Here is a 24633-nt window from a genome sequence, read left to right on the forward strand (position 1 = left end):
GCGGTCACCCTAGTGCGCACGCTCCCGGCTCAGGGTGAGGTTTCGCGTCTCGCGATGTCGTACGGGTTGCCTAAAGTTCTGCTCATGACCGACCAGCCCCCCGTGCTCCAGGTGCCCGACGCCGCCGTGATCCGGGACGAGCTGACCGAGCTCGTCTGCAACGACCTGCACGGCCCGGCGGCGGGGGAGCATGAGGAGTTCGGCGAGCGGCCGACCGACCGCTATCTGCTGGGCCGGCTGGCGCCGAACGGGGCGGTGGTCGACCCCGGGCAGGGCGATCGGCTGAGCGATGTCGAGCCCGACGCCGAGTCCGGCGACGGAGACCAGGACACTCCCAACGTCCCGAGCATGTTCCCCTCGGCCTACGGCTTCACCGCCTACGTGGACGGCGAGACCGATCGACTGGTGGTGAAGGCGTCGTGGGCCCGCTACGTCCGTGCGCACTCCTCCGAGGAGGAGCACGCCGGGCAGATGGTGTGGCGGCGTGAGCCGCTGTCCGGCGTCGTCACCGTTCCCCTCCGGCCGGGGGAGGTGCAGGCGCAGAGCGTCACCGACGAGCAGCCCGAGATCGTGGTCCGCGGCCGGATCCGCGAGTACGAGGGCCACTGGCTGGTCACGCTGTTCCTGGTCAACTCCCAGCGGGGCGAGGACGGGGACAACGCCAAATGGATCTTCCAGGCGCGGATGTCGGCGAGCGCTCCCGACCGCTCCCCGGCCTTCCTCCGGCGGCCGGTGCAGCCCGCCGGCGGCGACCAGGCCGACCAGGCCGAGCAGCGGCGGCTGGCCATGGCCTACCGGTTCCACCCGGAGTTCGCCACCGGGCTCGGCGTCGCGGTGCACGTCGAGCCGTCCGCCGGCGACCGGATGCGCGCCGTCGAGATCGCCACCGCCGCCGTTCCCGTCCACGAGATCCCGGCCACCGACGTCCCCGGCGCGGACACCGACCCCGACCTGCCAGAGCTCGCCGACCTGGTGCTCGACATGAAGCGGCTGGCGGAGATGAACGCCGAGGAGTTGCAGGCCGCCCTGTCGCCGCTGGTGGACGGATACCGGGCCTGGCTGTCCCGGATGACGGCCTCACTCGACGACCCGGACGTCCGCCTCGCGGATTACCGGAATGAGGCACGGCGCAACCTGAGGGACGCCGAGCGCGCCGCAGACCGCATCGAGGCGGGCATCCGGCTGCTGGCCGAAGACACCGACGCCCGGCGGGCGTTCGCGTTCGCCAACGCGGCCATGCACCTGCAGCGCATCCACTCCATCGCCGCGGCCTCCCGGCGCGGGCGGTCCCAGCGGTCCCTGGACGAGACGCTGCGCGAGGCCGACATCGTCGTCAACCGGAGCTGGCGGCCGTTCCAGCTCGCCTTCCTGCTGCTCAACCTGCCGGCGCTCACCGACCCGGCCCACCCCGAACGCAGTGCTCGCGGCACCTCCGTCGCGGACCTGCTGTGGTTCCCCACCGGTGGCGGCAAGACCGAGGCGTATCTGGGCCTGACCGCCTTCACTCTCGCCATCCGCCGGCTGCGACCCGACCTGGGCGGCTACGACGCGATGAACGGGGTGGCGGTGCTGATGCGCTACACCCTGCGGCTGCTGACCATCCAGCAGTTCCAGCGCGCCGCCGCCCTGATCTGCGCCTGCGAGAAGCTGCGCCGCCAGGACGAGGGACGCTGGGGCGATGTGCCGTTCCGGCTCGGCCTGTGGGTCGGCGGCCGCGTCACGCCCAACCGCACCGGCGACGCCGAGGAGTGGATCAAGGACCTGCGCCGCACGACCGGCCGCCCCCGACAGGTCACCGGCTCTCCGCACCAGCTCACCTCGTGCCCATGGTGCGGTACCCCGATCGAACCCGGCCGCGACATCGAGGTGGACTCCACCCGCCGGCGCACGCTGATCCGGTGCTCGGACTTCGAATGCGACTTCCACGCCTTCACCGCGGACGGCGACGGACTGCCGGTCCTCGTCGTCGACGAGGAGATCTACCGGCTCGGCCCCGCCTTCGTGATCGCCACCGTCGACAAGTTCGCCCAGATGCCGTGGCTCGGCGACACCCAGACGCTGTTCGGTCGATCGCGCCTGCGGTGTGAACGGCACGGCTTCATCACGCCCGACCTGGCCCAGATCTGCTGCGAAGGCCGTGCCTCCCACCAGGCCCGCGGCTCGCTGCCGGCCGCCCGGCACGTGCGGGCGGACCCGGTACGGCCGCCCGACCTGATCATCCAGGACGAGCTGCATCTGATCTCCGGGCCGCTCGGGTCGCTGGTCGGTCTGTACGAGACGGCCGTGGATCGCCTGTGCACCTGGGAGCTGCCCGGAGGCCCGACCGTGCGGCCCAAGGTCATCGCCTCGACCGCGACGGTGCGGCGGGCCGCCCGGCAGCTCGGCGCGCTCTTCGACCGGGCCCGCACCGAGGTCTTCCCGCCGCCCGGGTTGAACGCCGAGGACAACTTCTTCGCGCGCCAGCGGCCCGTCGAGGCCCGTCCGGGACGGCGGTACATCGGCATCTGCGCGCACGGCGTCCGGATCCGGTCGACGCTCATCCGGGTCTATGTGGCGGTGCTCGGCGCCGCCCAGCTCCTGCACGAGAAGTACGGGCGCAATCCGGTCACCGACCCGTACATGACGCTGGTCGGCTATTTCAACAGCCTTCGTGACCTGGGCGGCATGCGCCGGCTGGTGGAGGACGACGTGTCCACCCGCCTGGCCCGTGCGGACCAGCGGGGACTGGCCCGCCGCTACGAGCCCACGTTGCGCGAGCTCACCTCCCGCCTGTCGTCCGGCGACATCCCGCAGGTGCTGGCCGAGCTGGAGCTGCGTTTCGGCCCGCGGGCGGCCAACGGAGAACGGCGGCCGATCGACGTGCTGCTGGCCACCAACATGATCGCGGTCGGCGTCGACGTGTCCCGGCTCGGTGTCATGGTGGTCGCCAACCAGCCCAAGTCCACCGCCGAGTACATCCAGGCCACCAGCCGCGTCGGCCGCTCGCACCCGGGACTGGTGTTCACCGTCTACAACTGGGCGAGGCCCCGGGACTTGTCGCACTACGAGACGTTCGAGCATTTCCACGCCACCGTCTATCGGCATGTGGAGGCACTGTCGGTCACTCCGTTCGCCTACCGCGCCGTCGACAGGGGACTGACGGGCGTGCTGGTCGCCCTCGTACGCGGCCTGAACCCGGAGTTCAACCCCAACCTGGCCGCAGGCCGCTTCGGCCGGGAGAGCCAGCTCGCCGACCATGTCGTCAACGTGATCCGGCGACGTGCCCGCGACGTGCTGGGCAACGCACGCGACGCCGTCGACGTCGAGCACGAACTCGACGTGCGCCTGGACCATTGGGCGCGCGAACGCACCATCCCCGATCGGCGGCTGGGATATCGCAGACCCTGGCGGTCCGACGACGTGGCCGGGCTGCTCCAGCAGCCGGACGGCGGCCCTTGGACCAAGACCACCTGCCCGACCTCGCTGCGGGATGTGGAGCCGGGGGTGCGGCTGCTGTTGCTCGACGAGTACGACCTGGGCAGCGGTGAGGCTCCGACCTTTCAGCGTGTGGAGTCGGAGGAGGAGGCGTGACGATCCGCGTCGGCGAATTGCGGCCCAACCAGTTGCTGCACACCTACGGTGTGGGCGCGGTGGCCGACCTGCCCAACCTCTCGGTGATCTTGATGGGGTTGGACTTCTGGGATCTCGCTCAGGCCCGCATCCTGACCGAGGACCGGTTGCTGGCCGCCGTCCGTCGTAAGCTGGGCCCGCAGGTGGAGACGCTGCGCACCCCGCCCTACACCCCCGAGGAGGGCAACGACGTCTTCGGCGACTGGACCAGAGTCGGGGTGCCGGTGGCCGCATTCCCCCGTTACCTGCGCTGCACCGACGGCCGGTGCAACCGGCTGGCCTCCATCGACTCCCGGCTCTTCGATCTGGTGCCGTCCGCCTACTCGCCCGACAAGGTGCGTTACGTGCACGGCTGCCGTGGCAACGGTAACCGTCGCCCCTTGGCCGTTCCGGCCCGCTTCGTCCTCGCCTGCACGACGGACGGCCACCTGGACGACTTCCCGTGGTCGTACTACGTGCACCGCGGGCACGTGCCGGAAGGCGGAGACCACACTCTTCAGCTGGTCGAACGCGGCACCAGCGGCGAGGCGGCCAACGTCTTCGTGGTCTGCTCCTGTGATGTCAGCCGTCCGATGGCGGAGGCGATCGGGCAGGCGGGAGAGCGGAACCTGCCCGCCTGCCGGGGCCGCCATCCGCACCTGGGCACCTTCGAGACATGCGGACAGCCGACCAGGACCCTCGCGCTGGGCGCGACGAACGGCTGGTTCGCCATGCAGATGCGCGTTTTCAGCCTGCCCAAGGCCGACGACGAGCTGGACCAACTGGTCGCCGATCACTGGGACGCCCTCGGACTGCTGGCGGCGTTGGACGAGCACACCGCCAAGTCGTTCATGCCCACCCAACGGTGCTGGCCCGAACTGGCGGTCTATGGCGCCGACGCGGTCTGGGCGGCCATCCAGCGCCACACCTCACGGGATGACGACTCTGCGGATGACGAGGACGAGCTCGACCTGGCAAGCCCGGAATGGGCGGCCTTCATCAAGGACGATGACGTCGAGCTGCCAGACTTCACCACCAAGCGCGTGCGGACCCCGCAGCGCGAACGCTCCTGGCTGCAGCACGTCACCTTGGTGCCCAGGCTCCGTGAGGTTTCGGCGCTCTACGGGTTCACCCGCATTGACGCCCCCGAGTGGGACGTGGTCCGTACCGATGACCGCCGCCGCGCCCGGCTCTCACGTGAGGATCCGACCTGGGTGCCGTGCGCCGAGATGCGGGGCGAGGGCATCTTCCTGCGCTTCAAGGAGGAACGCGTCGCCGAATGGGAGCGGCTTCCCGAAGTCCGCGAACGCGAGAAGATCCTCCGCGAAGGCCACGAGAGATGGCGGGCGGCCCGACGGCTGGAACCCGGCGGCTGGCCGGGTATCCGCTACCTCATGCTGCACACGTTCGCCCACGTGCTGATCCGCGAGTTCGCCTTGGAGAGCGGCTACAACGCCACCGGCATCTCCGAACGCGTCTACGCCCGCGGTGGCGAGAACCCGATGGCCGGTGTACTCCTCTACACCGCGGCCCCGGACAGCGAGGGCACCTTGGGGGGCCTGGTCTCTCTCGGCCACCCCGACCGCTTGGGCCCGCTGATCCGGCAGGCCTTCGACGCGACCCGGCTGTGCAGCTCCGACCCGCTGTGCTCCGAGCACGACCCGCGCGACCACGAACGCCTGTACGGAGCGGCCTGCCACGCCTGCCTGTTCGCCGCCGAGACCTCCTGCGAACGCGGCAACCACTACCTCGACCGGGCCCTGGTCGTGGAAACCCTGATCGGTGGCGAGTACGGCTTCTTCACGTGAGCGATACCCTCCCCTCGACGATCGCGGCCATCGCCGAAGAACTTCCCTCCACCCACCTGGCGGCCTGGTGCCGAGTCCTGCGCACAGCCCCCGGCCCCACCCCCTCGGTGGAGGCCGAGCTCCTGGAAGCCCGTCCCGGCTATGCCATGGCCGGGACGGCCCGCCGCCTGGTCGACGCCTGGCGGCGGGCCGGAGCGACCGGAGACGCGATCGCCCTTGCCCTGGAAGCCGCCGCCGTGGTCGGCAGGGACCGTGCCGCGCACGCGAGCACCATCGCCGTCAGCGGTCCTACCAGTGACGCGGTTCCGGTACGGCTCACCAGCCAGGTCGCCCTCGAAGTCATCCGCGACGCCGGCGATCGCCTGCTGGTCGTCAGCTTCGCCGCCCACGGCGTCGCCGCGATCATCACCGAACTGACCCTGGCCGCCGACCGCGGCGTCCACGTCGACCTTGTCCTGGAGACCTCGGTCGCCGCAGGCGGCACACTCGCCGGCCCCGACGCGGCCCGTGTCTTCCGATCCCTCGCTGACCACGACCGCGTCCGCTTCTGGTATTGGCCGCAAGAGCGCCGCCCGGTCACCGGTCGCTCCCGCGCCGCCCTCCATGCCAAGCTCATCGCCGCGGACGAGCACACCGCCCTCCTGGGCAGCGCGAATCTCACCGACCGAGCCTTGGACGGCAACCTGGAAATCGGCGTCGTCCTCCGCGAACCGGCGGCCGTCCGCAGCATCGTCCGTCACTTCCGAGCCCTCATGCGCCCCGGCACTGGCCCCCTCGCACCGTTCCCATAACCGCGGATCGCCGACCTGCCTTGAGGCGTGTCACCCACGGCTTGGGCCGTGCCGGCGCCCAGCCCTCGGACGACGCTTTGCGCTGGCGGCCACCGGGAGACCCCGCCGTTGTGTGCGGGCGGCTCGGCACCTGGGTGATGTAACGACCGAAGCAGCCCTGTCGTTGACATTCGGACGTGAGGAGATTTTCGCGAATGGTGACCGTAATCATTCGTCCGGCCAGTGGTTCTAAGGCGCGTGCGGATTTCGTCCGTCTATCCCTCGTGGTCCCGGAACGAACCTCTGAAGATCGAAGACTTCGGCCGCACCGTCACCGCCGTCTTCACGGGGGAGTGGACGGCGTGAACTCCGGACACGACGATCTCCCGCAGCGCGTCCACTCCGCTCTCACCGATGCCTTGCGGAGAGGCCGCCGCCCGCTAGGGCGACGAGGAGGGCGTCGGCGGCGGCGGCGGGAAGTCGCATTCGAGGTCGGAGACGTCCGAGTCCACGGAGTCGCCCTCGGATTCGGTGATGAAGATGTAGGTGCAGACCCGCCCGTGCCGGTCGATGAAGGTCCTCCTGTCCTCCGTGGCGGTGTTGCCGTTGCCGCATCCGCTGGTCAGCACCCCGACGACGACCAGGGCCGCGACCAGCCCCGCCGTACCGCTCGCACGCACCGGTGGCTCCGGCTACGGCGTCGGGGACGGCGACGGGGGAACCGACGCGGGGCCCGTCGGCGGGTAGTCGCAGTCGACGTTGCTGACGTCCTTGCCGCCGTCGCCTTCCTCGATGGCGACATAGGCGCAGGCCCGCCCGTTCTGGTCGGTGAAGGAGCGTTCCTTGATGCTCTCGGAGCACCCGCCGACCAACAGCATCACCACGGGCAGAGCCGCGATCAGCCCTGCCGTCCTGCCCTTGCCCACCCAGCACCGCCTACCGTGTCGGCCGTTCCGCATCAGGAGAACGGTCTCGGAGCGGACCGGTACCGTCAACCCCGGGCCGTGAACTCCGGATGGACGGCAACGGGGCCGAACCTCGCAGCAGCCCGCATGAGACGGGTCGCCCAGGTCGGCAGGTAGGCCGGTGTGGAGGGATCTTCGGTGATCCGTGCGAAGATCTTGGGATTGCGCACGGTCGGAGGATGAGGATGTTCGCGATCTCCCTGGGGGACGGGGCCGAGTTGCGGCCGTTGGAGCCCTGGCGGGCCGAGGAGTTCTTCGCTCATGTCGAGCGTGGCCGCGAGTACATCGGCCGGCACATCGGATTCGCCGATGCGGCGGCCGACCTCGACTCCGCGCGCGGCCTGCTGCAGTCGTACGCCGACAAGACCGCCGCCGACACCGGCCGGCTCTACGGCATCTGGCTCGACGGGCTCCTCGTCGGCGGCGTCCTGTTCAGGGTCTTCGACGTGGGCCTGGGCAACTGCGAGGTCGGCTGCTGGCTGGAACCGGCCGCCGCCGGACGTGGTCTGGTCACCCGCGCGGCACGTGTGATCATCGACTGGGCGGTCCGGGAACGCGGAATCCACCGTGTGGAGTGGATGGTGTCCTCCGACAACACTCCGAGCATCAATGTGGCCAAGCGGCTCGGCATGAGCCGCGACGGGGTCCTGCGCGAGCACTATCCGCACCGGGGCGTACGGCAGGACATCGAGGTCTGGTCGGTGCTCGCCCCTGAATGGCTTTCCGCGCACGGCACCCGTTGAGGGGACTGGGTCCTGCCAAGGCCCATCCGGAGGCCTCCGCAAAGCTCTGGGTTCAGGTCACCGTGGAAGTGCGGGACTTGGCCTGCTGCCACAAAGCCGTCATGCCCTGAGCCCGGCTAGCCCGTCGCTGCGGGGATGTGGTCGACGAGCCGGTTTCGGTGGTGGGTGGGGTCGCCGAAGAGGAGTTGGGAGCTCTTGGCTCGCCGGAAGTACAGGTGGGCGGGGTGCTCCCAGGTGACACCGATGCCGCCGAGGACCTGGATGGTCTCGGTGGCGACGCGCATGTAGGCGTCGGCGCAGCAGGACTTGGCCAGGGCCGCTGCGGCGGCCAGGTCGGCGTCTAGGTCGGCGCTGCTCTCGGCGGCGGTCCACATCGCGTGGTGGGCCGTCGCGCGTGCCGACTCCACATCGATGTACATGTCGGCGCAGGCGTGCTTGACCGCCTGGAAGGCGCCGATCGGGCGGCCGAACTGCACGCGGGTGCGGGCGTGCTCAACGGCCAGTTCCATCATGCGCTGGGCGCCCCCGACCGACTCGGCGGCCAGGGCGATCGAGGCGTGTTCCAGGGCCCGTGCCAGGATCCGGGGGCCGTCGCCGGCGGTGCCGACAGGATGGGCGGGGGTGCCGGAGAAGTCCAGGCGGGCCAGTCTCCGGGTGGTGTCGAGGGTGTTCAGGGACGTTCGGGTCAGTCCGGCGGCGTCACCGGCGACGGCGTACAGGCCGGTGCCCTGCTCGTCGGCGGCGGTGACCAGGACCAGGTCGGCCAGCGCGCCGTCGAGCACCAGGTCCTTCGTCCCGTCCAGCAGCAGGCGCCCGCCCGAGCGCCGTACGGTGACGTCGCTCGCGGGGGCGTTCCAGGCGCGGCCGGGCTCGGTGAAGGCCAGTGTGGCGACGGTGACCCCGCAGGAGATCCCGGGCAGCAGCTCGCGGGCGGCGCCCGCATCGCTGGAGGCGAGGATCGCCTGGGTCGCCAGCACGCAGGTGGCCAGATAGGGGGCGCACAGCAGCGCCCGGCCCATCTCCTCCAGGACGATGCCCGTCTCCAGCGCCCCGCCTCCGGCGCCGCCGTACTCCTCGGGGACGGCCAGCCCCTGCAGGCCGAGCTGTGTGCCCATCCGGGCCCACACGCCGGGGTCGTAGCCGTTGCCGGACTCCATCAGCCTGCGCACCTCGGACTCCGGTGAGGTGTCCTCCAGGAAGGAACGGACGGTACGGCGCAACTCCTCGTGCTCGTCGCTGAAGGTGAGGTCCATGGCGTCTCCGGCTGGTCGGTCGGCGGTCAAGGGGCCGCGGCCCGGTTCACTCCCCGCTCTGCTTGAGCAGGGGAGAGCGGGTGTTGGACGGCCAGGTGGGCCGGTGGTAGCCGCGGAAGTGCAACTCGCCGCCGCGCAGCTCGCGGATGGTCAGGAAGTCGCCCTTGTAGCCGCGGTGGTCGTACTCGGCGAACGTCAGGTAGCAGCCGGGCCCGCCGTTGGTGCACGGCATCCACTTGATCTTCTCCAGTCCGGCCTTGACCTCCTCGGGGACGGCGATGCGCGCGTTGGCGATGCCGTGGATCGCCGCGCGGGCCGTGTCGTACGACAGGGCCACCACCACGTTGCGGGAGACCCGGCCGAACCGGGCCTCGAAACGCTCCAGCATGGCCTCGTAGTTGGGGTTGGCGCCGTCCTCGCCGAGCTGGTCGACGCCGTGCCAACCCTCCAGCCCCTCGGCCCACTTGTTGGAGTTGGAGTAGAACATGAACGCGGTGCCCATGAAGCGCGGCGGGTCCCAGTCCATCGTCTTGAACGCGTCGGCGAAGTGGAACGTCGAGTAGCCGTAGCCCATGTAGACGATCGACCTGGCTCCCTGGGCGCGCATCGTCTCCAGGTGCTGCCGCAGGTTGCGCGGGTTGGGGCCGAGCCGGACCTCCTTGACGATGTCCACGTCGTACTGGCGCGCGGCGGCCCGGAAGTAGTCGGCGTACAGGTCGCCGGAGGAGCCCTGCTCCCAGAAGAAACCGACCTTGTCCAGGCCGTTCTGGGCGCACCAGTTGGCCGCCATGCCGCCCTCGACGGGGATGTCGCCGTTGGCGACGGTGAAGCAGTACTCCCCGTGGAAGAGAGTGGTGCCGGTCCAGCCCAGGCACGGCACTCCGGTGGCGTTGATCGTGTCGCGGAGGTTGAGCGAGTTGTCGGAGATGAACGGGCCGATGACGACGACGCAGCCCTCGTCCACCAGCTTCTGGTAGCCCTTGCGGACCTTCAGGTAGTTCTCCCGGGGCAGGCCGCGGGCGTCCACCGTCACGATCTCCACGGGCCGGTCGTAGACGCCCTCGTTCAGGGCGTCCTCGACGGCCAGGATGATCGGGTCGATGGTGTCGGCCAGCAACTGCCCGAGGTCCATGTCGATCAGCAGGCCGATCCGCACCGGCTCGAACGGGTCGCCCTGGGTCTGCAGGCCGCCCGTGGGCGGGTAGACGACGATCCGCTCGACCGCCTTCTCGCCGATCCGGCCGCTGCCCTGGTACCACAGCTCGTTGCTGTAGTCGCCGTCGGCGGCCGTGTCGGTCCCCGAGCGCACCGTGGCGACCGCCCGGTCCGGCCGGGCGACGCCGTGGTCAGCCGGGGCGGGGAACATGCGTTCCGCGTAGCGGGAGTCGTCCTGCTCGGTCATCGCAGCTCCTCCTTCGCGCCGCCGCGGGGCGGCGTCTCGTGGACACGACCCTGCCAACTTATATATAAAATCTATGATCCGGACAAGCTGCCGGAACGCGCGGGCCGCGGCCCGGCGGCACCGGCCGGAAGGACGCGACGATGGCCGATGCCCGGACCGAGCCCGGCGCCGGACGGAACGACGCCACGCGGAACGACAACGCACCGGCCGAGGGCGTACCGGCCGAGGACGTGCGGACCGGTGACGTGCGGGCCGTTCGGGACGAGTTGGAGATCCGTACCGTGCTCGCGCGGATCGCCCAGCTGTCGGACATGGGGGACCTCGACGACTACGGCGCCCAGTTCACCGAGGACGCCGAATGGGAGATGCCCGGGGTCCCGCCCAAGCACGGCCGGGCCGAGATCCGGGCGGCGGGCGCCGCGCGCCGGGCCCAGGGCGCCACCGGACCCGGCAGCCGCACCCGGCATGTGGTCGGCACCGTGGCGGTGACGGTCGACGGCGACGCGGCCGTGGCGGAGTCGTACTGGCAGTTCTACACCGACACCGCCACCGCGCCCCGGCTGCACTCGATGGGCCACTACCGCGACACCTTCCGCCGTACCTCCCAGGGCTGGAAACTGGCCCGCCGCCAGATCACCCTGGGCTGACTCCCGAACGCCTACGATCCCCTGATCGCATGGACCCGGTGCACTGGGCCGAGGGGTGATGTCCTGTGCCCTCGCGGGTGTGGCCGGCGGCCCCGCGAGGGACGATCTGCGACCCGGCCGGCCTCGGAGCGGCCTGCTGCGACGAGTTCTGTCAGCGGCCCGTGGTAGGCACGGGTATGCACCCTTCACTCGAACAGCTCGCCCCGCTGATCGGCCGCTGGTCCGTACAGCCGAAGGTCCCCGGCCTGGGAGCGGCATGGACGGAGTTCGCATGGCATGAGGGCGGCCTCTTCCTGCGCCAGTACTCCGACGTCGAAGAGATCCCGCCGGACGCTCCCCAGGAGTGGCGGGAGCACGCGCCGTTCCCGACCACGGCGCTGATCGGGCTCGACGATGCCGCCGGCGGGTTCACGATGCTGTACGCCGACGCCCGCGGCGTGCACCGCGTCTACCGGATGACGTTCGACGGCCGCGTCTGGACGATCCGGCGGGACGCGCCGGGCTTCGACCAGCGCTTCACCGGGACGCTGAACGGCGACACGATCGACGGCCGCTGGGAGATCCGCACCGACGGCGAAGACTGGAGGCTCGACTTCGAGGTCGCCTACGCCAGGCTTCGCTAGCCGGACCGGTCGGGGAGCGCCCTTGATCGAGACCCTGGCACTGCATCTAATATAAAAAATTAGTCCAGGGCCGTGCGGTCCGTGAGGAGGCGAATCCGTGGACATGGCGAAGAAGGTCGCGGTGGTCGTCGGCGGTGGCTCGGGCATGGGCCGGGCCACCGCCGAACTGCTGGCCGAGCGGGGGGCGACGGTGGCCGTGCTGGACCTGCCGCAGGGCAAGGGTCCCCAGGCCGTCGCGGAGATCGGCGGTGACGCCACCTTCCACCCGTGCGACGTCACCGACGAGACCGGCACCGAGCAGGCGCTCGATGCCGTCCTGGAGCGGCACGGCGCCGTGCACATCGCGGTCAACACCGCCGGCGGCGGCTACAGCAAGCGCACCATCAGCAGGCAGGGACCGCTGCCGCTGGCCGACTTCCGCAAGATCGTCGAGCTGAACCTGATCGCCACCTTCAACCTCAACCGCCTGCAGGCCTGGCACATGAGCAAGAACGAGCCGGACGAGCAGGGCGAGCGCGGGGTCATCGTCAACACCTCCTCGATCGCGGCGTTCGAGGGGCAGATCGGCCAGGTCGCCTACACCGCGGCCAAGGCAGGCATCGCAGGCATGAGCCTGACCATGGCGCGCGACCTCGGCGGCCTGGGCATCCGGGTGACGGCCATCGCCCCCAGCCTGTTCGCCACCGGGCTGCTGGAGGGCGCCCCGCCGGCGCTGATCGCCGACCTGACCAGGGACGCCGCCTTTCCCAAGCGGGCCGGACTGCCGCACGAGTTCGCCTGGCTGGCCGAGGCGATCATCAAGAACCCCATGCTCAACGGCCAGACCATCCGCCTGGACGGCGGCCAGCGCTTCGCCCCCAAGTAGCCCCGGCCCCGCAGACCCCTCGCAGACCCCCGCAGACCAAGGAGTCACCATGACCGACGCGGTGATCGTCTCGGCCGCTCGTACGCCCATCGGACGGGCGCACAAGGGCTCGCTGGTCGACGTCGACGCCTTCCGGCTGGCCCGGGTCGCGGTCGGCGCCGCCGTCGACCGGTCGGGCGTGCCCGTCACCGACATCGACGACCTGGTGCTCGCCGAGTCACTGCAGGGCGGCGGCGTGATCGGCCGTTACGTGGCCGTGGAGAGCGGCCTGGCGCACGTGCCGGGGCTGGCCGACAACCGGCACTGCGCGGCCGGGCTGAGCGCGATCCAGATCGCCGCCGGTTCGATCCGCGCCGGCATGGATCGGGTGGTGGTGGCCGGTGGCACCGAGAGCCTGAGCTCGATGCCCCGGGTCAGCAAGTCCATCCCGGCGTCCGCGCGCGACCTCCGGCCGTGGATGTCGCCGAGTCATCCGGAGACCCCACAGGCCCCGGCCTTCGACATGCCGCTGACCGTGGGCGAGAACACCGCCCGCCTGGCCGGTGTGGGCCGGGCGGAGGCCGACGAGTGGGCGCTGCGCTCGCACCGGCGGGCGGCCGCCTCGGTGGCCGCCGGGCACTTCGCCGACGAGATCGTCCCGGTCGAGCTGCCGGACGGGCGCCTGTTCGACACCGACGAGCACCCCCGGGCCGACACCACCGCCGAGCGGCTCGCGCAACTGCCCGTGCTGCACCCCGAACTCGACGGCGCCGTGATCACCGCGGGCAACTCCGCCGGGCTCAACGACGCCGCGGCGGCGGTGGTGCTGACCGCCGGCGACTACGCGCGGGCCAACGGCCTGACCCCGCTCGCCCGCGTGGTGGCCTGGGCGTCGGTGGGCGTGCAGCCAGAACGGACCGGGCTGGCCCCCACGCTGGCGGTGCCCAAGGCCCTCGACCGCGCCGGGCTGAAGATCGCTGACATCGACCTGTACGAGATCAACGAGGCGTTCACCACGGTCGCCGCCGCCTCCGCCCGGATCCTCGGCATCGACCCCGACGCGCTCAACGTCAACGGCAGCGGCTGCGGGCTCGGCCACCCCATCGCGGCCACCGGCGCCCGGATGGTGGTGACGATGCTCGGCGAGTTGCGCCGGCGCGGCGGCACGTTCGGCTGCGTCTCCATGTGCGCGGGCGGCGGCATGGGCTCGGCCCTCGTCCTGGAACTGCTGTAACCCGATCACCGGCCGCGAACGCAGAACGCATGACCGCCGGCCCGGGGTGGCGTCCGAGCGTCCGAGTGGGCGTAGCGGGTCGCTGCGGGTCGCTGCGGGTCGCGGCGATGCCGAGCCGCCTGAGCCGGCCGGAACGCCTTGACCGTCCGATGCCCCTGGCCCGCGTCGTCGCCCGGGGCCGCTGGGGTGTACCCGCGTGGTGGCGGGTATGGGCGGAGAAAAGGGGCGTAGGGGCGGCCGCACCGCGTTGGCGGTGTCGTACCGGACCGGCTGCGGGCCGGCGCCGCCCGGCCCTTCATGATCATCATGCCCGCCGCCGTGTTCCTTGACGCTGGACCCGAGACGACCGGACTCGTCACGGCCGCGGTCGTGACGCCCTGCGGGCGTCTCCTACCCGGCCTCCTGGAACGTGCGGCTCGGCGGCACTACGGCCGGTGCCCACCGATATCGGCCTGCGGATCACCCGGACGCGTTCCGGCCGCCGGGGGCGGAGCCCGAAACGGCCTCACCCGTCCTGAGCCTCGGCCTCCGGCGGCGGCCGGGCCGACCGTGTGGGCGGCCTCGCCACAGTTGAGGACCAAGAGGAGGAGTGCCCGCATGTCTGTGCCGTTGACGGTCGACGCCCGGGAGTACGGCCTGGTGGGTGACGGATCCACCAACGACCAGCCGGCGTTCGCGAGGCTGGTCGACGAGCTGGGAGCGGCCTACGCCAAGGATGGCCACCCGCGGACCATCCATGTCCCCGCGGGCCGCTATGCGATCCGGGACGTGGCCACGGTCTGGCGCAGCGGCGTGTCGCTGCTCGGCGCCGGGCCTGGCGCCACCTGCTTCGTGCTGTCCAATCCCGGCAGCCCGGCCTCACCGGTGCCGCTGGCCTGGTTCACCTCCGCGCAGCACGGCGCCGACCGGGACAACCACCTGGCGGACATCACCTTCGCGCACTTCGAGATCGACGGATCCGGCGTGGAGCTGGACGAGTACAACGTGCTGGCGAAGGGCCTCGGCATGCAGTACGTGCTCCGGGGCCGCTTCCGCGACCTGTACATACACGACACCCCGGCGACCGGCTTCGGCTGCGACTTCCTGCAGGACACCCTTGTCGAGGGCGTGCTGGCCGAGCGCTGCGGGCGGCTGGGCGGAGCGGTGGACATCGGGGGCGCGGGCATCGGCATCGGCCTCGGCGGCTGGGGCAGGACCGAGCGCCTGACCCTGACCGCCTGCGCCGCGACCGGCAACGACACCAACGGCATCTTCCTGGAACTGCAACGGGAGGACTGGCCGCCGCCCCGCGGCATCCGCATCACCGCCTGCCACGCTGAGGACAACCGGTTCGGCATCTCCGACTGGGGCGCCGACGGGCTGCTGGTCACCTCCTGCACGATGATGGGCAACCACGAGTGCGGGTTCAACATCTCTTCGCAGGGCACCTCGGGCATCGGCGGGCGGGGCGGCATCGTCACCGGCTGTGTCATCGACAGCAACGTCGGCGACGGCTTCCGGATCGGCAACACGCCCGGCCCCTACGCCTTCCGCGGCAACCGCATCAGCAACAACGGGCGTTACGGCTACTGGGAGCACAACCTGGAGGGCGGCACGCAGACCCCGGTCTCGGACGTCGTGCTCGAATCCAACGACATCCGGGACAACGCGCTCGACGGCGCCCGGATCGACGCCCCCCTGAAGGACTCCGCGATCCTGGACAACCGGTTCCGCAACAACGGCCGCCGCGCCGCGCCGGCGACGTCGGGCGGCGGCGAGGGGGTGCACTTCACCCCCCTGTCCATGACCGACGAGGGCGCCGACTGGATCCCCGACGGGCACCGCGGCAAGCGGCTGACCGCGGGCGGGCAGACCGTCACGGTGATGTTCAACACCAAGACCACGCTCGCCCTGGCGCCCGCCCGCCCCGGCGCGGAGACGGCCTGGCGCGGCGGCACGCCTGCGGCGGGCTCGCACTACAGGCTGCCGGACCCGCCCGACGTCCGGCCCGCGCTCACCGTCGCGTCCGCCGTGACGAGGTCGCAGCTGCACGACAACCGGATGTGGGACGACCAGCACCCCGGAACCCAGACCCACGGCATGTGGATTACCGAAGAGGGCAGCTGGGCCGACTGCCGGGTGACCGACAACGACCTGACCGGCAACCTGTCGGCGTCCACCCGATTCGACACCCCGCCCAGCGGCGGACGGTGGTACGACAACGACGAATGACGACGGCGAGGAGGGCCGGACGGACGACGGACGGCAGCCGGCCCGTACGACGCGAAGCCCGGCCCCGCCCCCGTGGCCGCGATCACCGGTCGGCGGAAGCCGGCCGCCCCGGGCGCCTGGGCTCAGGCGCGCTGGTCACGAGCGTTGCCGGCGGCCGTGGTCAACATGGCTGGGCCGGGGCCGCGAACAGGCCGCGGGCCGTGAACAGCTCGGCCACCAGGTCGCCCTGGCGCTGGAGCATCCGGGCGTACGCCCGGGCGGCGCCGGCCGGATCCCCGTCCCGTACCGCCCGCAGGATCGCCCGGGCGCCTTCGCGTACGGCCTCGATCGCCCCGGGCACCAGGGCGAAGAAGTTGCCGGGCACGATGCCGACCATGGCGCGCAGCACCGCCCGCAGCCGGGGGGAGCCGGCCGTCTCCAGGATGACCCGGTCGAACTCGCGGTTGAGCCGGGCGACGGCCGCCGGGTCGTCGACACCTCCGAGCGCCTCGCACAACTCCGTCAGCCGGGTGACCAGCTCGGGCGTGCGGCGCTCGGTGGCCCGCCGGGCCGCGAAGCCGAAGACCAGGCCGTAGAGCGTGTAGTGGTCGCGCACCGAGGTCTCGTCCAGCGCACCGATGAACGCGCCGCGATGCGGCCTGATCGTCACCCAGCCCTCGCGTTCCAGCGACAGCAGCGCCTCGCGCACCGGGATGCGGCTGACCCCCAGCGCCCGGGCGATCTCGTCCTGCGGAACCCGGTCGCCCTGCCGTAGCTGTCCCTCGAAGATCAGCCTGCGGATGTACAGCGCCGCCTGCTCACCGCTGCTCCGCCGGACCATCGCCTCGTCGGGGGGAGGAAGCGGGGCGCCGGGGAGCGTCACCGCCCGCGCGGTCACCGAATCGCCCCCTTGGCTGTTTATTTTGTCAAGTGTCAAGTATACGCTCCTCGCCGAAGAGATCCGCCGAACGGATCTGCCGAAGGGGATCTCAGGCGTTCCGCCGTGACCCGGCGCGGGCGGCGAGGTCGCGCCGGATCCGCCGTACCGTCTCGGTGAACTCCGGCTGCTCCACCGACCACTGCTGCGCGCGCAGCTCCAGCTCGGCGGCCTCCTCGACGTCGGTGAGCACGGCGGCGGCGCGCAGCGACTCCTTGGTGCGCCGTACCAGCGCGGCCGGCCGGCCCGCCGCCCGCCGGGCCAGGCCCAGCGCGGTGGCCTCCAGGTCGGCGTCGCCGACGCAGCGCCAGGCCAGGCCGTGCTCGGCGGCCTCGCGCCCGGTCAGCACGTCGCCGCACAGCACCAGCGCCGCCGCCCCCTGCGGGCCGACCCGCCGGCCGAGCCGCCACAGGTGGCCGCCGCCCGGATGGATGCCCACGTCCAGGAACCGCGGGTCGAAGCGGGCGCTGTCGGAGGCGATGACGACGTCGCAGGCCAGCGGCAGGTTGACGCCCGCGCCGATCGCCGGGCCGCCCACCGCCGCGATGGTCGGCACCGGGGCCCGGGCCAGCCGGTTCATGCCCGCGTACATCTCGGCCAGCGGCACCCGGCGCTCCAGCAGGCCCTCCAGCGAGCCGCCGGCGCAGAAGACCGGGGGTTCAGCGGTCAGCACGAGGGCGCGTGCCCCGCGAGACAGCGCCTCGTCCACCGCCGCGGCCAGGTCGTCGCTCAGCCGCTTGGACAGGGCGTTGCGGTGGCGGGGATCGTTGAGATGGATCCGTGCGACGCCCTGGTCGAGGGTGAGTCCCACCAACGGCTCCTGCGGGGTCATGGACGTCGCCCCATGTGCCGCCATCCCTTCTCCGGTCTTCCGGACGAGTTGATACTATTTTATATACATAATCAAGTCTTTGACCGCGGAGTGTGGCCATGCTGCCGCTGGAGGGAATCGTCGTGGTCGCGGTCGAGCAGGCCGTGGCCGCTCCCATCTGCACCCGCCACCTCGGCGATCTGGGCGCCCGGGTCGTCAAGGTGGAGAACCGCCGGGGCGGTGACTTCGCCCGCGACTACGACACGGCGGTGGGCGGCATGGCGGCGCACTTCGTGTGGGCCAACCGCAACAAGGAGTCGGTCGCCCTGGACCTCAAGCACGAGCGGGGGAGGGCGGTGCTGGCCCGGCTGGTGGAGCGGGCGGATGTGCTGGTGCAGAACCTGGCGCCCGGCGCGGCGGCCCGGCTTGGGCTGGACGCCGCCGAGCTGCGCGTCCGGCACCCCCGGCTGATCACCGTCGACATCTCCGGCTACGGCCGGGGCGGCCCCTACGCGCGGGCGCGCGCCTATGACCTGCTCGTGCAGTCCGAGGCCGGGTCCTGCGCCATCACCGGAACGCCCGGCCGCCCTGCCAAGCCGGGCATCCCGATCGCCGACATCGGGGCCGGGATGTACGCACTGTCGAGCGTCCTGGCGGCCCTGTTCGTCCGGGAGCGCACCGGCGCGGGGACCGCGATCTCGGTCGGGCTGTTCGACGCGGTGGCCGAATGGATGGGCTTCGCGCTGAACCAGGCGCGCTACGGCGGCTTCGACGTGGAGCCGAACGGGCTCGGCTCGCCGATGGTCGCCCCGTACGGCGCCTACGGAACGGCCGACGGGCAGGTCCTCGTCCTGGGCACCACCAACGACCGGGAGTGGCGGCGGCTGGCGCGGCAGGTGCTGGAACGGCCCGACCTGGCGGAGGACCCGCGGTACGCGAGCAACAGCGACCGCGTGGCGCGCCGCGCCGAGCTCGACGCGGTGATCGGCGCCTGGGCGGCCGGGCTGCCGCTGGAGCGGTGCCGCAGGGCCGCCGAGGCCGCCGGGCTCGGGCACGCCCGGCTCAACACGCCCACGGAGGTGCTCGGCCACCCCCAGCTCGTCGAACGCGGCAGATGGCGGCAGGTCGCCTCCCCGGTGGGGCCGGTGGCCTGCCTGCTGCCGCCGCCGGAGTCGGCCGACTGGGACTGGCGGCTGGACCCGGTGCCCGCCCTCGGCGAGCACACCGAGCCGGTCCTCGCCGAGCTGGGATTCGACGCCGGCGAGCTGACCGCGCTGCGGGCCGAGGGCGTCATCGGGCCGGCGGACGTCCCTCGGCCCGGCGGAGCGGCACGGCAGGACGGATCGCGATGACCGAGGCGGGCCTCGCGGCGCCGACGCCGCGACCGTCCGGGGCGCGGTGCCGGCGGTCCCTGGCCGCCGCCCGGAGCCGGTGTTACCTTCGATTGAAGAGACCTCTTTAGTTCCCCCCGGAGGCAGGACATGGCACGTTTCCCGTTCCCGATCCCGAACGGCTGGTTCGCCGTCGCGCGCAGCGAGGAACTGGCGGCCGGGCAGGTCAGGCCCGCCCACTACTTCGGACGCGACCTCGCGCTGTTCCGCACGGCCTCCGGGGAGGCCCGGGTGGTCGACGCCTACTGCCCGCACCTGGGCGCCAGCCTCGCGCACGGCGGTCAGGTCGCCGGAGAGCTGCTGGAGTGCCCGTTCCACGCCTGGCGCTTCGACGGCGTGTCCGGCCGGTGTGTGGAGGTGCCCTATACCGACGCCGAGCCCTCGCCCAAGGCGAAGGTCCGCTCCTACCCGGTCATCGAGCGGTTCGGCCTGGTCTTCGCCTGGCACCACCTCGGCGGCGCCGAGCCGTACGTCCCGATGCCGGAGATGGCGGAGTTCGACGACGAGACCTGGGTCGCCCCGGTCTTCCACGAGTTCCGGATCGCCACCTGCGTCCAGGAGATGGCCGAGAACAACGCCGACTACGTGCACTTCAAGTACGTGCACGGGATGGAGACGGTGCCCGGCGGCGAGGTCGCCTACGACGGCTTCGTCAAGACCGTCACCGAGCGGCAGGAGTTCAAGAACAAGGAGGGCAAGGTCTACTCGCTGGACTTCGTCCGCAAGTCCTACGGGCTGGGCCTGGGCGCGCTGCGGCTGAAGGGCGTGATGTCCTTCGTCTCCTCGGTGACCCCGGTGGACGAGGAGAACGTCCACATCCGCTGGATGTTCACCTTCCCGAAGTCCATGGAGAGGTTCTCCCCGAGGATGATCAACGAGTTCGTCAAGCAGATCGGCGAGGACGTGCCGATCTGGGAGCACAAGATCTACGTCGACCGGCCGCTGCTGATCAAGGGCGACGGGCCGATCATCGAGTTCCGGCACTGGGCCAGGCAGTTCTATGGTGAGGGCGTCCCGGACAGCCCCTGGATCCCCAACCGGGTGAAGCGACTGGAAGGCAGTGGTGTCTGACCGAGCTCCCAGGGCGCGCGGCGCCGAGACCCGCGAGCTGATCCTGGACGCCGCCGAGCGGCTGATGGCCGAGCGCGGCGTCCACGGGGTGTCGCTCAACGAGATCAACACCGCCGCGGGCCAGCGCAACACCGCGGCCCTGCACTACCACTTCGGCGGCCGGGACGGGCTGCTGCGCGCGATCCTGCGGCGGCACGGCGGCTGGCTGCGGGCCCGGCACGACGAGTTGTACGCCGAGGTCACCGCCGGCGGCCGGCGGCCCGATGTGCGGGGCCTGGTCGAGGTGATCGTGCTGCCGGTCGCCGAGTACCTCGGCAGGGGCCCCAGCCAGCGCGCGGCGATCCGGATCTGGACCTCGATGCTGGCCCAGCCCGCCCTGGCCGTTGAGGACGTGCGCACGCTGGTGGACCCCTCGCTGACCGCCGCGGGCCGGGCGCTGGTAGAGATCATGGCCCGTGCGATGCCCCGGGAACTGGCCGTGGAGCGGCTGGTGGTGGCGTCGCAGTCGGTCATGCACGTGCTGGCCGACCGGGCGGTTTTGGAGGACGCGCCCGGCAGCAGGCGGCGTCCGCTGCCGCTGTCCCTGGTGGCGCGCAACCTGGTCGACATGACGGTGGCCGCGCTCACCGCCCCGGTCGGTGCGGCCACCCGGGAGGAGGCCGGGCAGGTCATCGGCCCGGTGTGAGGCACGACGCCGGGCGCGGCTCGAAAAGAGCGCCTTCCGCGAGTATTCTGTATAAATAATTCAGTATATAGAGGTGGATCATGACCGAACAGACGGCCCGCCCGGACCTGCTGGGCGAGCGGCTGGCGAGGATCCCGCAGCTGATCGACGTGGACGCGCACGTGGTCGAGCCCCCGGACCTGTGGAGCGGCCGGCTGCCGGCGCGGTACCGCGACGCCGGCCCGCACATCGAGTACGCCCCGGCCGGCGAGGTGCGGCTGGTGGACGGCAAGTACGTCGAGACCCCCGGCACCGAGGGGCCCGACGTCGCCTGGTGGGTCTACGAGGACACCCGCAACCAGATCAAGCGCTACATCGCGGCGGCCGGCGTGCCCGCCGGCGAGGTCACCAACGAGGGAATCACCTACGACGACATGCGGCCCGGCTGCTGGATCCCGGCCGAGCGGCTGGCCGACATGGACGTCAACGGCGTCCAGGCCCAGATGTGCTTTCCCAACTACCCCCGCTTCTGCGGCCAGATCTTCCTGTGGGGCAAGGACCGCGAGCTGGCCGAGCTGTGCGTGCGGGCCTACAACGACTGGATGGTCGAGGAGTGGTGCGGCTTTGGCGGGGGCCGGCTGATCCCGCTGTGCATCGTGCCGCTGTGGGACGTGGAGCTGGCCGTCGCCGAGGTACGCCGCAACGCCGCGCGCGGCGTGCGGGCGGTGGCCTTCAGTGAACTGCCCGCCTACCTGGGGCTGCCCAGCCTGCACTCCCGCTACTGGGACCCGTTCTTCGCCGCCTGCGAGGAGACCGGCACGGTCGTGTCGATGCACATCGGCTCCGGCACCAGGACCCCGCAGACCTCGGCGGACGCGCCCGGCGCGGTGGGCGCGACCATCATCTTCGGCAACAGCGTCGCCAGCATGACCGACTTCCTGTTCTCCGGGGTGCCGCACCGCTTCCCCGGCCTGAAGCTGCTGTACGCCGAGGCGCAGATCGGCTGGATCCCGTACCTGCTGGAGCGCGTCGACGATGTGTGGGAGACGCACCGGGGCTGGGCGCACAGCCAGGACAACTGTCCCGAGCCGCCCTCGACCTACTACTACCGGCAGATCACCAGCTGCTTCTTCAAGGACGCCGTCGGCGTGGAGCTGCTGGAGAAGGTCGGCGTGGACAACGCGACCTTCGAGACCGACTACCCCCACCAGGACGGCACCTGGCCCCGTTCCCGCGAGGCGGCCGCGATGCAGTTCGGCCATCTCGACCAGGGCTTGATCAACAAGATCGCCCGGGGGAACGCGATCCGGCTGCTCGGCCTGGACCTGCCCGAGTGAGGACGGGAGCGTCCGGCCCGGGGCGCGCCCGCGCCGCCGGGCCGGACGCCGGGTGCCGCATGACCCCTGACGTGGACCGCGGCACTGATAGTTTTGATAACTGATAGTTTTGACGCCAGTCGGGCGGCGTGAGGCCGTCCACCGGATCTAGGGGTGAGGACGATCCCGCGCAGACAGGAACCCGCCCTGCGGGGGGCATCGTCGGAGGGCGGGGCCGATCTGCTGCCCAGCCAGAACCTGTCCCGGATGAGCAGCGGCGAGCAGGTCCGGCTCTACGTGCGCCGGCTGATCTTCGACGGCGTGCTGCGCCAGGGCCAGCGGGTGCCGCAGGACGCGATCGCGCAGACCCTCGGGGTGTCGCGCATCCCCGTCCGCGAGGCGCTGATCGCGCTGGAGCGCGAGGGCTGGATGACGATCGTCCCGCACCGGGGCGTGTTCGTGAACGCCCTGGACGAGTCCTCGGTGCACGACCACTACGAGCTGTACGGGCTGTTCTACGGGTTCGCCGTCCGCCGGGCGGTCGAGCGCCGCGGCCCCGAGCTGGCCGAGCGGCTGGCTCCCATCGCCAAGCAGATCGCCGACACCAAGGACGTCGAGCGGCTGCACGAGCTGACCATGCAGTTCCACAAGCTGGTCGTGGAGTCGGCGCAGTCGCCGCGGCTGCGCAGCATGCTGCGGCAGATGACCGGCATCGTCCCCGGCAACTTCTTCGACCTGGTGCCCGGCGCCGACGCCGTCGAGCGGCGCGGCACGGCCGCCATCGTGCGGGCGATCCGCAAGGGCGACGCCGCCCAGGCCGAGGAGGAGTACGCCAAGATGCTCCGCAAGCAGGGGGACCTGGTCGCCGCCCTGTTCCGCAAGCGCGGCATGTTCGAACAGGAGCAGCAGCCGGAGCAGGAGCCGGTCTCCCGGTGAGCCGGCCGGCGTTCCCCCCGGACCGCCGGGGGGAACGCGCGGCGGGTCAGGCGGTGGCCTGTTCGGCCAGCTTGCCCATCTCGATGCCGACCTGCTTTTGGAAGCGGCCCTTGTCGTAGGAGCGGATGCTCACGTCGTGGCCGGCGACCTCGGCGCGCAGGGCGGCGACGGTGCCGTTGTCCTTGGTGCGGCCGCCCACGAAGGGGTCGAAGGAGTACCAGCGCATCGCGTTCTGGTAGGTGATCTTGTTGAGGTCGTCGTCGGGCACGTCCGCGGCGACCTCGGCCAGTTCCTCGGGCGCGTTCGGCCAGGACGAGTCCGAGTGCGGGTAGTCGCACTCCCAGGCGATGTTGTCGATCCCGATCAGGTTCCGCAGCTGGACGCCGACGGGGTCGGAGATGAAGCAGGTCAGGAAGTGCTCGCGGAACACTTCGCTGGGCAGCTTGCCGCCGAAGTCCTGGCCGGTCCACAGGTGGTGCATGTCGTAGGTGCGGTCGAGGCGGTCCAGGAAGTAGGGGATCCAGCCGGTGCCGCCTTCGGACAGGGCGAACTTGATGTTCGGGAACTTCTTGATCACCCGGGACCACAGCAGGTCGGCGGCGGCCTGACAGACGTTCATCGGCTGCAGGGTGATCATCACGTCGATGGGGGCGTCCGGCGCGGTCACCGACAGCTGCCCGGAGGAGCCGAGGTGGATGGAGACCACCACGTCCTCGTCGCAGACCGCCCGCCACAGCGGGTCCCAGTACTCGTTGTGGAAGCTGGGGTAGCCCAGCGTCGCGGGGTTCTCGGTGAAGGTGATCGAGTGGCAGCCTTTGGCGGCCACCCGGCGGACCTCTTCGGCGCACAGTTCGGCGTCCCACAGCACCGGCAGCGCCATCGGGATGATCCGGCCCGGGTAGGTGCCGGCCCACTCGTCGATGTGCCAGTCGTTGTAGGCCCGCACCACCGCCAGCGCCAGGTCCTTGTCCTCGGTGGCGGCGAAGACCCGCCCGCTGAAGCCGGGGAAGGAGGGGAAGTTCATCGACGCCAGGATCCCGCCGGCGCTCATGTCCTTGATGCGCTCGTGGATGTCGTAGGTGCCGGGGCGGATCTCGTCGAAGGCGGTCGGCTCGATGCCGTACTCCTCCTTGGGGCGGCCGGCCACGGCGTTCAGCCCGATGTTGGGGATGGTCTTGCCGTTGAAGGTCCACACGTCCGAGCCGTCCTTGGTGGTGCGGACCCGCGGGGCCTGGTCGCGGTACCGCTCGGGGATGTGGGCCTCGAACATGCCCGGCGGCTCCACGACATGGTCATCGACGCTGATCATGATGAGCTCTTCGGCGTTCATGCTGCTCCTCGGGGTGGGCCGCGAGGCCGGGGGCGCACCGCCGGCTTCCTGAACGGTGATTTCAATGAAGTGAACATCAGTTCAAAACCTCGCGCAAGACCCTCGTCGGA

21 protein-coding genes are annotated in these 24633 nt (G+C 71.3%); 14 read left to right on the forward strand and 7 right to left on the reverse strand.

Annotated elements, in window-relative coordinates; genetic code table 11:
* The first annotated feature begins 84 nt into the window (after positions 1-84).
* The 3 genes from drmA to drmC are packed head-to-tail and all read left to right on the forward strand — an operon-like array spanning position 85 to position 6187.
* Complete coding sequence (gene drmA / locus C4U03_RS02420) at positions 85-3570, forward strand: DISARM system helicase DrmA (protein ID WP_103935922.1); 3486 nt, start codon at positions 85-87, stop codon at positions 3568-3570.
* Positions 3567-5396: a DUF1998 domain-containing protein gene (gene drmB, locus C4U03_RS02425; RefSeq protein ID WP_200826979.1), complete on the forward strand. Its 1830-nt coding sequence runs from the start codon at positions 3567-3569 to the stop codon at positions 5394-5396. Before drmA ends, drmB begins: the two co-directional genes overlap by 4 nt.
* Complete coding sequence (gene drmC / locus C4U03_RS02430) at positions 5393-6187, forward strand: DISARM system phospholipase D-like protein DrmC (RefSeq protein WP_103935923.1); 795 nt, start codon at positions 5393-5395, stop codon at positions 6185-6187. The genes drmB and drmC overlap by 4 nt, the downstream gene beginning before the upstream one ends.
* Before the next feature lie 419 nt (positions 6188-6606).
* Here the strand turns inward: drmC and C4U03_RS02435 are convergent, their stop codons facing one another.
* A complete protein-coding gene (locus tag C4U03_RS02435) occupies positions 6607-6846 on the reverse strand; it encodes a hypothetical protein (protein ID WP_103935924.1) in 240 nt (79 codons plus the stop codon).
* A 12-nt stretch (positions 6847-6858) separates the two neighbouring features.
* The gene (locus C4U03_RS02440) at positions 6859-7092 is read right to left on the reverse strand and encodes a hypothetical protein (protein ID WP_200826980.1); all 234 of its coding nucleotides are present in this window, start codon (positions 7090-7092) and stop codon (positions 6859-6861) included.
* Positions 7093-7316: 224 nt separating this feature from the next.
* Here C4U03_RS02440 and C4U03_RS02445 point away from each other — a divergent pair, with 224 nt between their 5' ends.
* The gene (locus C4U03_RS02445) at positions 7317-7874 is read left to right on the forward strand and encodes a GNAT family N-acetyltransferase (RefSeq protein ID WP_103935925.1); all 558 of its coding nucleotides are present in this window, start codon (positions 7317-7319) and stop codon (positions 7872-7874) included.
* A 116-nt stretch (positions 7875-7990) separates the two neighbouring features.
* Here C4U03_RS02445 and C4U03_RS02450 read toward each other — a convergent pair whose 3' ends face one another.
* Positions 7991-9127 carry an acyl-CoA dehydrogenase family protein gene (locus C4U03_RS02450; RefSeq protein ID WP_103935926.1) on the reverse strand — a complete coding sequence of 379 codons (1137 nt, stop codon included), beginning with the start codon at positions 9125-9127 and terminating at the stop codon, positions 7991-7993.
* A 46-nt stretch (positions 9128-9173) separates the two neighbouring features.
* Positions 9174-10529: an ABC transporter substrate-binding protein gene (locus tag C4U03_RS02455; RefSeq protein WP_103935927.1), complete on the reverse strand. Its 1356-nt coding sequence runs from the start codon at positions 10527-10529 to the stop codon at positions 9174-9176.
* A 140-nt stretch (positions 10530-10669) separates the two neighbouring features.
* Between C4U03_RS02455 and C4U03_RS02460 the strand changes: the two genes are divergently transcribed.
* The 5 genes from C4U03_RS02460 (at position 10670) to C4U03_RS02480 (ending at position 16088) form a co-directional block, all read left to right on the forward strand.
* Positions 10670-11176, forward strand: coding sequence for a nuclear transport factor 2 family protein (locus C4U03_RS02460; RefSeq protein WP_103935928.1), 507 nt, complete (start codon positions 10670-10672; stop codon positions 11174-11176).
* A 176-nt stretch (positions 11177-11352) separates the two neighbouring features.
* Entirely contained in the window at positions 11353-11799 is a 447-nt protein-coding gene (locus C4U03_RS02465; RefSeq protein ID WP_103935929.1) for a hypothetical protein, read from the forward strand.
* Between the two features lie 103 nt (positions 11800-11902).
* Positions 11903-12664, forward strand: a complete 762-nt coding sequence (locus C4U03_RS02470) for an SDR family NAD(P)-dependent oxidoreductase (RefSeq protein ID WP_235017635.1) — start codon at positions 11903-11905, stop codon at positions 12662-12664.
* Between the two features lie 49 nt (positions 12665-12713).
* Positions 12714-13877, forward strand: a complete 1164-nt coding sequence (locus tag C4U03_RS02475; protein WP_103935931.1) for a thiolase family protein — start codon at positions 12714-12716, stop codon at positions 13875-13877.
* Positions 13878-14474: 597 nt separating this feature from the next.
* The gene (locus C4U03_RS02480; protein ID WP_103935932.1) at positions 14475-16088 is read left to right on the forward strand and encodes a right-handed parallel beta-helix repeat-containing protein; all 1614 of its coding nucleotides are present in this window, start codon (positions 14475-14477) and stop codon (positions 16086-16088) included.
* A gap of 160 nt (positions 16089-16248) precedes the next feature.
* On the opposite strand, the gene C4U03_RS02485 is transcribed toward C4U03_RS02480, so the two are convergent.
* Both C4U03_RS02485 and C4U03_RS02490 read right to left on the reverse strand, forming a co-directional pair.
* The gene (locus tag C4U03_RS02485) at positions 16249-16965 is read right to left on the reverse strand and encodes a GntR family transcriptional regulator (protein WP_103935933.1); all 717 of its coding nucleotides are present in this window, start codon (positions 16963-16965) and stop codon (positions 16249-16251) included.
* A gap of 91 nt (positions 16966-17056) precedes the next feature.
* Positions 17057-17836, reverse strand: coding sequence for an enoyl-CoA hydratase-related protein (locus C4U03_RS02490; RefSeq protein WP_103935934.1), 780 nt, complete (start codon positions 17834-17836; stop codon positions 17057-17059).
* Positions 17837-17934: 98 nt separating this feature from the next.
* Here C4U03_RS02490 and C4U03_RS02495 point away from each other — a divergent pair, with 98 nt between their 5' ends.
* The 5 genes from C4U03_RS02495 (at position 17935) to C4U03_RS02515 (ending at position 23193) form a co-directional block, all read left to right on the forward strand.
* A complete protein-coding gene (locus C4U03_RS02495; protein WP_103935935.1) occupies positions 17935-19167 on the forward strand; it encodes a CaiB/BaiF CoA transferase family protein in 1233 nt (410 codons plus the stop codon).
* Between the two features lie 129 nt (positions 19168-19296).
* Positions 19297-20277 carry a Rieske 2Fe-2S domain-containing protein gene (locus tag C4U03_RS02500; protein WP_103935936.1) on the forward strand — a complete coding sequence of 327 codons (981 nt, stop codon included), beginning with the start codon at positions 19297-19299 and terminating at the stop codon, positions 20275-20277.
* Positions 20270-20962 carry a TetR/AcrR family transcriptional regulator gene (locus C4U03_RS02505; RefSeq protein ID WP_146087235.1) on the forward strand — a complete coding sequence of 231 codons (693 nt, stop codon included), beginning with the start codon at positions 20270-20272 and terminating at the stop codon, positions 20960-20962. The genes C4U03_RS02500 and C4U03_RS02505 overlap by 8 nt, the downstream gene beginning before the upstream one ends.
* 80 nt (positions 20963-21042) lie before the next feature.
* Complete coding sequence (locus C4U03_RS02510; RefSeq protein ID WP_200826981.1) at positions 21043-22278, forward strand: amidohydrolase family protein; 1236 nt, start codon at positions 21043-21045, stop codon at positions 22276-22278.
* Between the two features lie 153 nt (positions 22279-22431).
* Positions 22432-23193, forward strand: coding sequence for a GntR family transcriptional regulator (locus C4U03_RS02515; RefSeq protein WP_103935938.1), 762 nt, complete (start codon positions 22432-22434; stop codon positions 23191-23193).
* Between the two features lie 46 nt (positions 23194-23239).
* On the opposite strand, the gene C4U03_RS02520 is transcribed toward C4U03_RS02515, so the two are convergent.
* On the reverse strand, positions 23240-24523 hold the full coding sequence (locus tag C4U03_RS02520; protein WP_103935939.1) for an amidohydrolase family protein: 1284 nt from the start codon (positions 24521-24523) through the stop codon (positions 23240-23242).
* Positions 24524-24633 lie beyond the last annotated feature (110 nt).

This window comes from Thermomonospora echinospora (assembly GCF_900108175.1).
Classification (GTDB): Bacteria; Actinomycetota; Actinomycetes; order Streptosporangiales; family Streptosporangiaceae; genus Thermomonospora; species Thermomonospora echinospora.